Below are 13,044 nucleotides of genomic sequence, written 5' to 3'. Positions count from 1 at the left end.
ATTGTTGGAGGAATCGCGCTGATCTAGACTGGCCCCATGCTGCTGCCGGGCAGCATTGTCCATCGCGTGGCGCACGTGGCGCGGTGGAAGGAGGCGCGTGATGAACCGGGTCGAAACCTTTGCGACGCTGCCGATGTGGGTGGGGTTCGTGGGATTCGTGCTGCTTGTGCTGGCGCTGGACCTGTATGCGTTCGGCGGGCGGCGGGCGCACCGCGTTTCGTCGCGCGAAGCCCTGTGCTGGGTGCTTGCATGGATGTCGCTGGCCACGCTGTTCGGCGGCCTGATGTGGTGGTATCTGGACGGCACGCTGGGGCGCGCCGTCGCGCACCAGAAGACGCTGGAGTTCTACACCGGCTACCTGATCGAACTGTCCCTGTCCGTGGACAACATGTTCGTGTTCTCGCTGATCTTCACCTATTTCGCCGTGCCCCTCGAATTGCAGCGCCGCGTGCTGCTGTACGGCGTGCTGGGCGCCATCGTGATGCGGGTCGGCATGATCCTGGCCGGGGTCTGGCTGCTGTCCAAGTTTGCGTGGCTGTTCTATGTGCTGGGCGCGTTCCTGATCTTCACGGGGCTGAAGATGCTGTTCAACGCGGGCCGCCAGCCGGACATCGCCCGCAATCCGCTGGTGGTCTTCCTGCGGTCCACCATGCGGATCACGCGGGATTATCACGGGCAGTCGTTCTTCGTGCGCATCGACGGGCTGCGGTACGCGACGCCCATGTTCGTGGTGCTGCTGGTGATCGAGGCGACGGACGTGGTGTTCGCCGTGGACAGCATACCCGCCATCTTTGCGGTGACGACCGACCCCTTCATCGTCTTTACGTCCAATATTTTCGCCATCATGGGCCTGCGGGCGCTGTACTTCCTGCTGGCGGACATGGTGGCGAGGTTTCACTATCTCAAGTATGGCCTGGCGATGGTGCTGGTCATCATCGGCGCCAAGATGCTCGCCGAGCACTGGGTGCACGTGCCGGTGCACTGGTCGCTGGGGGTGGTGGGCGTGATCCTGCTGGCGTCGGTCGGCGCAAGTTGGGTGTTGCCCGCAAGGGCCGCGGACCCGTCCGCGCGTCCCGAGGTCAAGAAGTCACAAAACGGAGGTCTGCCATGAACACGATCATTCTTGCCACCGATGGGTCGAAATACAGCGACGCGGCAGCCCGATTCCTGGTGGAAAGCCCCTTGCTGAGCCGCGATTTCGTGGTGCATGTGGTGCATTGCGAGCCGGACGTGGGCGGAGACGTGAAGTCCTTCATCGCCAAGTCGGACATCGATGCCTGGCACCACGAAGAAAGCGGCAAGGCGATGAAATCGGCGGTGGACATCCTGAGTGCGGCCAACGTCAGCCACGAATGCCATGAGTTCGTGGGTTTCACGCCGCAAAAGATCGTCGACTATGCAAAGCAGGTGGGCGCGGCCGCGATCGTCATCGGCTCGCATCACCACAGCCCGCTGCTCAACGCGATCCGGGGGTCTGTGAGCGGACGCATTCTGGCGCATGCGCCTTGTCCGGTGATGCTGGTCTGACCGGGCGCGCGGGCGCGGGAGTGGTATCTTCTGCGGATTCTCCGCTTACCGCTACCGCTTGCGCCCATGTCCGACGTCCCCGCTTCCGCCGATTCGCCGCTTTCCGACGAGCCGGCGGCCCTGCACAGGCCTTTCATCCAGAATGCCGGCGCCCGGCGCACCCTGCACTTCACGCAGCAGGAAATCCAGAGCAGCATGTCGCTGCTCAACCCGGACGCGCTGGAGATCGAATACACCCGGATGATGATGGGCTTCGTGCTGTTCAAGCCGGCGCCCGATCACATCCTGATGGTGGGCCTGGGCGGCGGATCGCTGCCCAAGTTCTGCCACCGCTATCTGGCGGCGGCGCGGATTTCCGTGGTGGAGATCGACCCGGCCGTGATCGCGCTGCGCGACGCCTTCCTGGTGCCGCCGGACGGCGAGCGCTTCCAGGTGATCCAGGCGGACGCGGCGCAGCATATGCGCGGCCTGTCCGATCATGCGGACGTGATCTTCCTGGACGGCTTCGTGGCGGGCGGCATCCCGGACGCGCTGTGCAGCGCCGCGTTCTACGCCGACTGCCATCGCGCCCTGCGCGATGACGGCATCCTGGTGATCAACTTCCACGTCAACCACCCGATGCACCACACCTACCTGGAGCGCGTGCGCGAGTCCTTCGGCTCGTCGATGTTCGAGGTGGTGGACGACGACATGACCAACAGCATCGTGTTCGCCTGCAAGGGCAACCTGCTGGATGACCCGGCGGCGGCGCAACTGACGCGGCCGCCGTCGATGCCCAAGGATGCATGGCGCCAGTTGATGCCGACGATGCGCGTCATCGGGGCGACGCTGGAACTGCGGTAGTCAGCACCCCCCTGCCCGCTACGCCGGATCGCTGAGCATGACGGACAGCAGCTCGCGCGTGGCGCGGGACAACGCGCCCGGCGGCGGCGCGCTGCCTTTCTCGCCCAGGGTGCGCGTCAGGTCCGTCACCGTCTGGGCGACGGCGGCGTCTTCCAGCGCCGCCTGCGCCGGCCCGGCCGGTCCCGGCGGCGGCGTGATGTGCTTTTTCGCCGCCTTGAGCAGATCGGCCACCGGATCGGCCTTGCCCCGCGCGTTCACCCGGTCGGTCATGGCGGTCGCCAGGCTTTTTCCGCCGCTGCGCGTCCGCAGGCCGGATCGCTCGCTCGCGGCTTCCCATGCGCCGCGCTGTGCCGCATAGGCCGTGAGCAGCGCGAAGCGGTCCGCGTCGATCAGCATCGGCGATTCGGCGACCGCGATCAGCAGGGATTGGTAGGCCGCGCTGGCGGCCGTGGCGTCGTTGCCGATCAGGGCCTTGGACACGTCCTTCCACAGATGATGGAACGGCAGCGCCGTCGCCGCGGCGAACATGTCCGCGCCCAGCGTCGTGCGCTGCTCGAACGCCAGGACCAGGTAGTCGACGTCATTGACCGGCTCGGGCTTGCCCCCGTCTTTCTGGCGATGCAGCACGCCGTCCACGAGCTGCAGACCGGATAGCCGGTCCTGCGAGTCCGCGCCCGCCAGCACGCGGTAGCCGCTGCGGCGCAGCGCGTCGCCGTCATAGACGCCGAAGCGCACGCTGACGCCGTCGGTGCCGAACAGCTTGGCCAGGGGCGTGAGCAGGCTTTCGCCCGTCTTGACGATGGCTCCGCCCACGGGGCCCCCCAGCATCGTCACGGCGGTCGAGACGAAGTCCAGGATGCCTCGGCTCAGGCTGCTGTCGGCGAACCGGCACAGGGCGGCGTACATCTCCAGTCCGTCGCTGGCGTAGGGCACGTTGCGCGCCACGTAGACGTCGCGAAAGGCCACGCGGCTGGCGCCGGCCTGGGGCGCGGCGGCGCCCAGCGCCTGCTGGATGAGGTCATAGCCCACGATGTACGGGATCTCGCGCCGCGCGCCGTCGGCGCCATAGCGCAGAAAGAACGTGCACAGCGGCAGGAACTGGCTGAGGTAGTTGCTGGCGTCGCACAGGCGCATTTCCACCAGCCGGAGACTGAAGTAGCACTGCCCGGGCACGAAGGCGGCCCCGTCCAGGCCCGCGGCCAGCGCGGGGCTGCCGCCGGGCGGTTCGATCTCCGCGTAGAAGTTGCGGCCCGCGGGGACGGTGGGCAAGAGGGCGCCCGCGCCGTCGCCCGTGGCCGCCTTGCCGCCGATGCCGCGCAACATGCCGATTAGCGAATCCATGTCAGCTCCTTGTTTCCGGCCGCCCGCCGCGCAGGTTGCGCACAGGGGCCGGCGGCCGGGCGCTCAGTCGCGCACGATGGCCACCGCCGACGCCCAGGTCGGCAGATCGCCGGCATCGCCCTGCGCGGCCTTGCAGGCGTAGCGGTAGGCTTCGGCCAGCCCTTTGGGCTGGGCGGCGTCCAGGTACACGTCGTAAAAGCGCTGGATGTAGCGCGCGCAGGATTCCTCTTCGACCTGCCAGCGAAAGGCCAGCACGCCGGCCGCGCCGGCGCGCATGACTTCCAGCGCCGTGCGCACCGACGCGCCGCTGCACGACGACAGCACCAGCAGCTTGCACTTGCCCGCCTCCATCCACTGGCCGATCAGCCGGATGGACAGTTGCCAGGCTTCGCCGTCCTCGCCCGGCAGCACCAGCATCGTGGTTTCGCCCGCGGAGACCGAGTGCCCGGCGAAATGGAAGATGTCGTAGTTGCCGGTCTTGAGCCGCTCTTCGATGCGGCGCTGCAGCGCCGCGCCCACCAGGCCGGGCTCATCCGCGCCGCGCACGTGGTCGATGATGAGATGGCCGGGCGCGCGCGCGGCCAGTTCGGCAAGATGCTCGCGCTCTTTGGCGACCGACTGCAGCGGGCCGAATTCCATGGCGGGCAGGGTCGGCCCGCCGTCTTCGCGCCGGAACGTGACGGTGCCGTACACCGCGCTGGCATCCATGAACAGCATCCGCACCGGCTGGCCGGGCGCGCGCGAGTCCGTCTCCCAGCGCGGCGCGGGGGCGGTGCCCTCCAGGTGCAGCCGCCGCGCCATCGGCAGTTCCAGGCACAGATAGCGGCCGCTGTCGGCGCCGAACTCGCGCCCCATCTCGAAAGGCAGGTTGAACAGGCGCGAGACCTCCTGGCTGGCCAGGTTGAACTCGAAGCGCAGGTCCAGTCCCGCGAACGCGCCGGCCCCCGGCGACAACTCCTCGTCGCGCGCGCGCTGGATCAGCTTGGCGATCGGCGCGCCCAGGCTGTGCGTGACCATGGCGCTGAAGACGTCTTCGCCCACCCCGCTCAGGTCCTTGAGCCACTGCGGCGCCTTCGTCTCCCCCATATAGGGGCTGAAGGTCTCGATGCGCCCCACCAGGGCCGAGATCCGGTCGCGTTCCTTGTAGGGCATGTCCTGCGACGAATACTCGTGCCGTCCCATCTGGATGCGGTAGGTGATCGAGTGCTCGCCCACGCGGATGATCAGCCGCCGCCGGCGCTTGGGCGCCATCGGCGTGAGGCAGGTGAGGACGGTGGCGACCTCTGTGCCGCTGTTGCCGGCGCTCTTGGCATCGCTGGTCCACATGAAGACTTCGGGGCGTTCCAGGACGTAGCGCTGCACCAGTTCCGGCGGGTCGACCGCCAGCACCAGCAAGGGCACGGCGGAGCGCTTGGCGATCCATTCCAGCAGTTCGACCGCGGCCGCGCCGGGCTTGGCGCGCTTGCTGGCGGTGGACCCGAGCCGGGCGTCGATGATGACCAGCCGCGGCTCGATGCGCGGCGTGGCCAGTTCCCAGGATTCGATCTGGGTCTTGGCGCTTTCCAGCGACGTGCGCCGGCGCAGCTCCGCGCCCACGAACGGCGCGATCGCGGGGTACTGCTGGACGTGGCGGTGCAGCTGGGCGAGGTGGTTGGCCCAGTCGTCCTCGTGCTCGTCGTTCATGCTGGCCAGCAGGATGAAATTCGGTCCGTCGGCGTCGTGTTCCATGATGGCTGTCCCATGATCCGGATGGCCTAGCCGGCGCGCAGCGGCAGGATCAGCGTGAACGCGCGCCACGGCGGCGTGACGGACTCGTAGGCCTGCGGCGGCAACAGCGGCGCATCCGGGAGCGGCGGGTCGGTGACGAGCGCGCCGCCGTGATCGATCATCGTGTCCTGGATCTGGGCGATGGCGATGCTGGCGCCGTCGTGCGCGGCGCGCTCGGCGCTCAGCAGGGCGTCGTCGGGCACCGCGTGGACCGGCGGGTCCATGTCCCACACCTGTTCCTCGCTCAGGCCGAAGCGCAGGGTGCAGCCGTCCGGGCCGGCGTCCAGGTCGATGGTCACGCGCGCATCGTCGGCGTTGCGGCAGCGCAGGAGGTAATCGATCATCGACCGGAATGCCGCGCTCAGCGCCTGCGCGTCGCCGGACACCGTGGGGCCGTCGCGCGAGGCCGTATGGTTGGACAACGCGATGCGGCGCTGGTCGCGCGCGGGCAAGGCAGCGATCACGTCACGAAGGCGCGCGCCCAGTTCGACGTCGCCATGCGCCGCGCGGGCGCGCCGCCGCGACTCGCTGGCGCCGGCCAGGCGCTCGAAGGTGATGTCGGCCTTGCCGATCTCGGCGACGATGCGCTGGCTCAGGTCCTGCGCCTGGGCCGCGACGACTTCCGGGGGCGTGCCCTGGCGCGCGTCGTCATGCAGCAGCACGGTCTGCGACGTCAGGCTGCACGCCAGCGACAGCGAGGTGCGCGTCTGCCGCGCCACCTCGGCCACGGTTTCGCGCAGATAGCGCAGGTCGCGCGCCCAATCCAGGTCCGCGATGTCGGTGAAGAACCAGATCGACATGTCCAGGCTCGGGTCCAGGTCGGTGCGGGTGGCCAGCACGGACCGCGGCTGTCCGCCGGCGTCGAGCAGTTCGATGCGCTCGCGCTTGACCGTGAACGCCGACGTCAGGACGCCCAGCGTGGCCTCGTCGCCCGCGATGGCGTAGTCCGTGATTGACGGCGCCTCGGCGCCATCGCGCGTGCGCCGGACCTCCGCGCCCAGCATGTCGGTGGCCACGCGGTTCATTTCGATGACGCCGCCCTCGCGTCCCACGAACACGACGGCCTGCTCGGTTTCCGCCATCAGGCTCTGCTTGGTCTGGCTGAGCAGGTGCTGGGCCAGGCCTTCCTCCAGCGAGGCGATGATCTGGAGCAGGTCGTCGATGTCGGGGCCCTTGAAGGCATGGGACACCGAGGATTCCACGTCCAGCAGCCAGCGTATCCGGCCGTTCAGGTGGACGGGAACGGTCATGGCCGAGCGCAGCGGCCGCTTGGGGCCCGTGTAGCCGTGCTGCGCGTAGGCGGGATTGCCGATGTCATCCACCGCCAGCAGGCAGCCCAGCGACAGCGTGGCGCCCAGCATGCCCTGGCCCGTCGGCTGCTGGAAACCGGCCGGCAGCGCGTAGCCGGGCGCCAGGCTGTGCTGCGTGACCACTTCGAAGCGGTTCTCCTGCCGGTTCACGCGGAACAGCGCCACGTGATCCCACGAGAAATGCTGCGCCAGCTGCGCAATGATGTCGTCGGCGGCCTGGCGCAGCGACGCGGCGGTCATCACCTTGCGCCGCAGCGAATCCGCGAATTCGGCCCGCTCGTCGTCGCGCTCCTTTTCGAAGCGCATCAGCACAGGTTCCAGGTCCAGGGCGCGCAGGATCTCCAGATGGCGGGCATCGTAGGCGCCGGGGGCGCGCGAGCACAGGCTCAGCGCCGAGCTATAGCCCCCGGGCCGCGTGACCGGCAGCGTGACGGAGGACTGTATGCCCAGGTCCTGATAACAGCGCACGATCTCGTTGCCCGGTTCGGGCATGTTCGCCTTCACGAACGCGCCGACCTCCTCGACCCAGGTGCGGCCCGAGTCCAGGAAGGCGCGTATCGTCGGCGGCAGATCCATCCAGCGCGCGGGCCACAGCTCTACGCCCTCTGGCCGCACCGCGATCGCGCGGAACAGCGACACATCGTTGCCATAGATGCCGAAGACCGCGTGTTCGAACGGCACCAGGCGCCGGATCTGCTCCAGGATGCGGTCCAGCTTGAGCCGCCAGCCGTCGATCGCGGGGTCGAGCGCGATGCGGCGGATCTCGTCGCGGGCCGATTCCAGCGTGCGCGACTGGATGACGGCGATCACGCCCAGTAGCTCGCCGTTGGGCGCGGGGTCGGGCGTCATGACCAGCTCGAACTGGCGGTCCGCGTCGTCCGGCACGGGGATGGCGATGGTGACCGACACCATGGCGTCGCCGTCCGTGTCGTGCACGCAGCGCAGGATGGCGCGCTGCACCGGCCCGACGTCGGCGGGGCGGAAATGCGCGGCGAGCCGGCTGCCGCACAGGGCGTCGCGCGGCAGGCCCAGCGTGCGGGCCGCTTCGGGATTGGCGAAGCGGATGACGCCCTGCATGTCCAGCCGGAATACCGCGTAGGGCGTACGCTCGAACCGGCGGGACTCGGCCTGGCGAAAGGGTGCGCCGTCGTTGACCAGCACGATGAGCTCGCCGCTGTTCAGCGTGCACAGCGGGATCAGCTGCGCGGGCACGCGGGCGCCGTCGTCGCCGCGGTACACCACGTCGACCGCGCCGTCGCCCATGCGCAAGGGCCGGGTGAGGCCGCAGATCTCGCTCAGGCGGTGGCCCACAAGGTTGGCGTGCGCCAGTGGCAGGACGCTGCTGGCGGCCACGATGTCGCCGGACCCCGCCACCAGCAGGCAGGGCACGCCGACCCGCGACAGGACCCCCGCGACCTCGTCGGCCTCGCCGTAGAGAGAGAACTCGTGCGCGGGGGGCGATGGCGGCGCGGGGACGGCGGGCGCGGCGGCGCGCGCGCCCTCCTCGCCGGCATGGGCCGCCGGCGTCGGCACGTCGGGCCGCGGGGCCGGCTGCCTGGGCAGCTCCGGCGCCTCGCTGTAGGGTTCTGGCAGTATCTCTGGCATGACAAGACCCTCCACCCGCGGTCAGCGCTTGATGAAGGCAATGACCTGCTGCTGCGTGCCTTTGTCGTTGTCAAAGCCCCCGTGCGTGCTGGAGGCCACGGGCACGACGCGGGAGGCGCCGGAAGGACTGCCGGCCGGCGACACGTGGACCGCGTCGCACGGAATGCCGGCGTCCCGGAAATAGCGCTCCATGCCCAGCAGCGGCGTGGTGGTGCCGCCCTCGAACGATTCGCTGACCAGGTACAGCAGCGAGCGCCGGTACGGTCCGCAAGTGGGGTCGTCCTCTTCGGCGCGATCCGACAGGTGGAACTGCTGATAGCGCTTGACCCGGTTCCCCAGCAGCGGCACGACCAGTTCTCGGAAAGTCTTCAGGGTCACGGCCGGCGCCATGAGGCTCAGCGATTCCAGTTCCCCGCCGTCCGCGGCCAGGCGCCGCGCGAAATGGCTGGCGACGATCGCGCCGGCCGAATGCCCCACGATGTGCAGGCGCACGCGGCCGCGCGCGACGTGCGACTTGAAGTGCCGGTAGAGCAGGATCATGGCGGCTTCGTCTTCGCCGTGCGCGGCCGGCTCGCTCATGGCCTCGGCGTTCTGCTTCATTTCGCCCCAGATGACCGTGCCTGGACGCGCCAGCCAGCGTTCGAGGCGCTGGTTCCACCAGCGTTCCAGGCGTTCGCCGATGCCGCCGGTGGTGCGCGGCACGTCGTGCGCGGCGTCCTGGATGATGTTCCTGACGGTGGTGATGAAGTCCGTCTCCCACATCAGGAAGACGGGGAATATCTGGTGCTCGTAGAGCAGCGGGATCCATTCGGCGGCGGCCTCGGCGGCGTCGTTCTCGCCGACCAGGCCGCCGTGGTTGTACACGCAGACGTCCATCGGCTTGTCCTTCAGGTTCCAGCGCTCGCGCGCGGCGACCATGTGCACGTCGACGATCGCGCGCAGGTCGTCCGGCGTGGTGCGGAAGGCGCCGCTGTTGCTGAGCTTGCCGTTGTTGCCGACGTTGACGATGAAGGGCGAGAGCTCGCGGTCGCGCAGTATCTTGCCGGCGGCAAGCGTCACCTTCTTTCCCTCGGTGCGCAGGCTGATGCTGTTGGAGATGCTTTCGTGCTCGTGCGTGACCACGCCCAGCTGCACGACCCAGCAGTCCATCGCGTTGCGCATCCAGTCGTCGTAGGTCAGCACCGCCATGCCGTGCGTGCCCCATTCCTCGCCCCAGGAGTTCTGGATCAGAAAGCCGTCCTGCGTATAGCCCACGATGACGAAGGCGTGGCCCAGCACGGCGGTTTCCTGGCTGGCCGGAATGACCCAGAATGGCCGCGTGACGGGCGTGGCTTCGTCATCGCGCGGCGTGACGCCGTGGCCTTGGTCCCAGCCCTCGTGGCAGCCCGCACTGGCGTAGAGAATGCCCACTTCATTCAGCGCCGCATGCATCTCCACGATGCTGCGCGTGTCGATGCGGTAGTACGCGCCGAGCGGCCGCTTGACGGCGTCCAGCCACCAATCGTCTTCCGGGCGCTGGGCCGCGGGCGGCATGTCGATGGACGGGAACAGGGCCTGGGCGCAGGCGCCGTGCCGGAACCAGCCCTTGAGCGCGCCGCGCAGGCTGGAGCCGCTGTCGTCGACCGATCCGGGGAATTCGTCGTAGCGCCTGGCCATCGAATACAGCATGTAGGGCGAGATCGCCGGGCGCGTGTCGCGTTCGGATTTGCGCAGCAGGTACTCCACCACCGTGGACAGCGCAAAGCCCGTGCAGGCCGAGGTCTCGCCCTGGTGCTTCACCGTCAGCCCCATCACGGGAATCATTTCCGCCTTGGGGGTGACAGAGATATTGGGGCGGAACAGGATGTCGCGCGCGTCGAAGGCATCGGGCTTGGCGGAGCGGCCGAAGGCGATGCGGGGCGTTTCTTTCTTGGGCTTGCCGGGCTTGCGAGGCTTGGGGCGGGGCGCCGCCGCTGCGATCGCGGCCGCCGCAGTGGAAGTTGCAGATGCCGTTGCAGCCGACGCAGACGCTGCCGACGCCGCCGGCGCTTTCTTGCGCGGGGTCCGTTTGGAAGAAGCCGATGTCCTGGACGGCCGCGCCGCCGTTTTCCTGGTTGCCATATCGTTTCCCCTTTTTCCCGCCCGGGTCAGGAGGCCAGTTTCAGGCTGGCGATGGCGCGGGACGCATCGGCGGACAGCTTGGCCTTCTTATCGGAACGGGCGCCGATATGCTTGGAAAGACGACATGAGACGGTGACGCTGCGCCCATGCTTCGATATATAGGCGGACCTCATCCGCCTTGCTAGTAGCCGAAAGGATTAATCCTTGAATCTGCAATGGTGCTTATGCACCATCCGGCCCCGCTTGTTCTCATCCTGTTGGATGAGATCCGGCTTCAGGCCGCTTTTTGTATCCGGACGGGAATCGACTTGTAGCCGGGCGTGCCGCTTTCCGTGTCCTGGTAGTCCAGCGGGCACAGGTTGTTCGCTTCCGGGTAGTAGGCGCCGACCGACCCCGCCGCAATGTCGTGCCGGATCGCCGTCAGCCGCAGCCGCCGGTGCCCCTGGCCGGGCAGGCTGGTGACGATGTCGACCTCGTCGCCGTGCGCGATGCCATGGCGTGCCAGGTCGGACGCATTCATGAACAGCACGTCGCGGCGGCCGAACACGCCGCGATAGCGGTCGTCCAGGCCATAGATGGTGGTGTTGTACTGGTCGTGGCTGCGCAGCGTGGTGAGGCGCAGGATGTTGCCTTCGACGATGTCGGGATCTTCGCGCAGCCCCGCGAACGGGATGAACTCGGCCTTGCCCGAGGGCGTCTTCCAGATGCGCTCCGTGGGCGGCAGCGGCAGGCGAAAGCCGCCGGGTTTGCGGATGCGCGCGTTGTAATCGCGGAAATCCGGATAGATCTTTTCGATCAGGTCGCGGATGCGGTCGTAGTCTTCGATCAGGTGCGCCCACGGCACGCGGCTGTGCGGCAGCGTCGCCTGCGCCATGCCGGCAATGATGGCCGGTTCCGAGCGCAGGTGCGTTGAGGCGGGCAGGAGCTTGCCGCGCGAGGCATGCACCATCGACATCGAATCCTCGACCGTGATCGACTGCGCGCCGCCTGCCTGCACGTCGCTTTCCGTGCGGCCCAGCACCGGCAGGATGATCGACTGCTTGCCGACCAGCAGGTGCGAGCGGTTCAGCTTGGTGTTCAAGTGGACGGCCAGGTCCAGTTGCCGCATGCCGCGCTCGCATTGCTCGGCGTCGGGCAGCGCAATCGCGAAATTGCCGCCCAGGCAGATCAGCGCCTTGGCGCGTCCGGCGGCCATCGCCTTCATGGCGTCCACCGCGTCGTGGCCGGGCCGCGCGGGCGGCCGGAAGCCGAAGGTCTGTTCGACGCGATCGAACATGGCGTCGTCGATCTTCTCGGTGATGCCGACCGTGCGGTTGCCTTGCACGTTGGAGTGCCCGCGCAAGGGGCAGATGCCGGCGCCCGGCTTGCCGATGTTGCCGCGCATCAGCAGCAGCGCGGCGATCTGCTGCACGTTGCGCGTGCCCCTTTCGTGCTGCGTGATGCCCATGCCATAGGTGACGATGGTGGCGTTGGCCCTCGCATATGCCTGGGCTACCTGCTCCAGGTCGCGCCGGCGCAGGCCGCTGGCCTGTTCGATGTCGTCCCAGGCCGTGGCGTCCAGGTCCTGCGCGAAGGCCTCGTAGCCGTGCGTGTGGCGCGCGATGAATTCGTGATCCAGCGTGGCGCGGCCGTCCCGGTCCGCCTCCATCAGTGCCTTCATGATGCCCTTGAGCGCGGCGGCGTCGCCGCCCACCTTGACCTGGAAATAGGTGGAAGCGATGCGCGTGGCGCCGAACGTGCCCATCTCGATCGGGTCCTGCGGATCGGCAAAGCGCTCCAGCGCGCGTTCGCGCAGCGGGTTGAACACGATGATGGGCACGCCGCGGCGCGCGCATTCGTGCAGCGTCCCCATCATGCGCGGGTGGTTCGTGCCGGGGTTGTGGCCCATCGAGATGATGAGGTCGCAGGCGTCGAAGTCCTCCAGCGACACCGTGCCCTTGCCGATGCCGATGGCCTGGGGCAGCCCGACGCTGGTGGCTTCGTGGCACAGGTTGGAGCAGTCGGGAAAATTGTTCGTGCCGAACTCGCGGGCGTACAGGCTGAAGAGGAACGCGGCCTCGTTGGATGCGCGGCCCGAGGTGTAGAACTCGGCCATGTCCGGATCGGGCAGGCTGGCAAGCGTCTGGCCGATGCGCGCGAACGCGTCGTCCCATTCGATGGCCTGGTAGGTGTCGCTGGCGGCGTCGTAGGCCAGCGGATGCGTGAGCCGGCCTGCGTTTTCCAGGTCGTGATCGCTCCAGGTCAGCAGTTCGGCAACCGGGTGCGCGGCGAAGAATTCCGGGGTCACGCGTTTGCGCGTCGCTTCCCAGGTGACGGCCTTGGCGCCGTTCTCGCAGAACTGGAATGTGGAGGTATGCGCCTTGTCCGGCCAGGCGCACCCCGGGCAGTCGAACCCGTCGGGCTTGTTGGTGCGCAGCAGCAGCGCGGGCGCTTCGGCGATGCGCATCTGCGTGGCCACGGCCTGCGCCGTGGCCTTCAGCGCGCCCCATCCGCCCGCGGGCGCGTCGTAGCGGTGGATGCCGGTGGGTTTGCGTTGGGTCATGAGGGTCTC

The 13,044-nt window shown here is 68.5% G+C and carries 8 protein-coding genes; 3 read left to right on the top strand and 5 right to left on the bottom strand.

All coding sequences use genetic code 11. The features are described 5' to 3' along the window. Window positions 1-100: 100 nt before the first annotated feature. The 3 genes from BXA00_RS07775 to BXA00_RS07765 all read left to right on the top strand — a co-directional run bounded on the left by BXA00_RS07775 (window position 101) and on the right by BXA00_RS07765 (window position 2,370). The gene (locus BXA00_RS07775; protein ID WP_076517691.1) at window positions 101-1,111 is read left to right on the top strand and encodes a TerC family protein; all 1,011 of its coding nucleotides are present in this window, start codon (window positions 101-103) and stop codon (window positions 1,109-1,111) included. Next, the gene (locus tag BXA00_RS07770) at window positions 1,108-1,527 is read left to right on the top strand and encodes a universal stress protein (RefSeq protein ID WP_076517688.1); all 420 of its coding nucleotides are present in this window, start codon (window positions 1,108-1,110) and stop codon (window positions 1,525-1,527) included. The genes BXA00_RS07775 and BXA00_RS07770 overlap by 4 nt, the downstream gene beginning before the upstream one ends. 66 nt (window positions 1,528-1,593) lie before the next feature. Beyond that, the gene (locus BXA00_RS07765) at window positions 1,594-2,370 is read left to right on the top strand and encodes a fused MFS/spermidine synthase (RefSeq protein WP_076517686.1); all 777 of its coding nucleotides are present in this window, start codon (window positions 1,594-1,596) and stop codon (window positions 2,368-2,370) included. Between the two features lie 18 nt (window positions 2,371-2,388). Here BXA00_RS07765 and BXA00_RS07760 read toward each other — a convergent pair whose 3' ends face one another. The 5 genes from BXA00_RS07760 to BXA00_RS07740 form a co-directional block, all read right to left on the bottom strand. Further along, window positions 2,389-3,711, bottom strand: a complete 1,323-nt coding sequence (locus BXA00_RS07760) for a hypothetical protein (protein ID WP_076517684.1) — start codon at window positions 3,709-3,711, stop codon at window positions 2,389-2,391. Between the two features lie 63 nt (window positions 3,712-3,774). Beyond that, on the bottom strand, window positions 3,775-5,439 hold the full coding sequence (locus BXA00_RS07755; RefSeq protein ID WP_076517682.1) for a CHAT domain-containing protein: 1,665 nt from the start codon (window positions 5,437-5,439) through the stop codon (window positions 3,775-3,777). 26 nt (window positions 5,440-5,465) lie between these two features. After that, window positions 5,466-8,393 carry a PAS domain-containing protein gene (locus BXA00_RS07750; RefSeq protein WP_076517680.1) on the bottom strand — a complete coding sequence of 976 codons (2,928 nt, stop codon included), beginning with the start codon at window positions 8,391-8,393 and terminating at the stop codon, window positions 5,466-5,468. A 21-nt stretch (window positions 8,394-8,414) separates the two neighbouring features. Beyond that, window positions 8,415-10,493, bottom strand: a complete 2,079-nt coding sequence (locus BXA00_RS07745; RefSeq protein WP_076517678.1) for a C1 family peptidase — start codon at window positions 10,491-10,493, stop codon at window positions 8,415-8,417. A 274-nt stretch (window positions 10,494-10,767) separates the two neighbouring features. Then, window positions 10,768-13,035 carry an FdhF/YdeP family oxidoreductase gene (locus BXA00_RS07740; protein WP_076517676.1) on the bottom strand — a complete coding sequence of 756 codons (2,268 nt, stop codon included), beginning with the start codon at window positions 13,033-13,035 and terminating at the stop codon, window positions 10,768-10,770. Window positions 13,036-13,044 lie beyond the last annotated feature (9 nt).

This window comes from Achromobacter sp. MFA1 R4 (genome assembly GCF_900156745.1).
GTDB lineage: Bacteria > Pseudomonadota > Gammaproteobacteria > Burkholderiales > Burkholderiaceae_B > Achromobacter.
The sequence above is the reverse complement of the archived record's forward strand: the minus strand, read 5'-3'. Positions and strand labels throughout refer to the sequence as shown.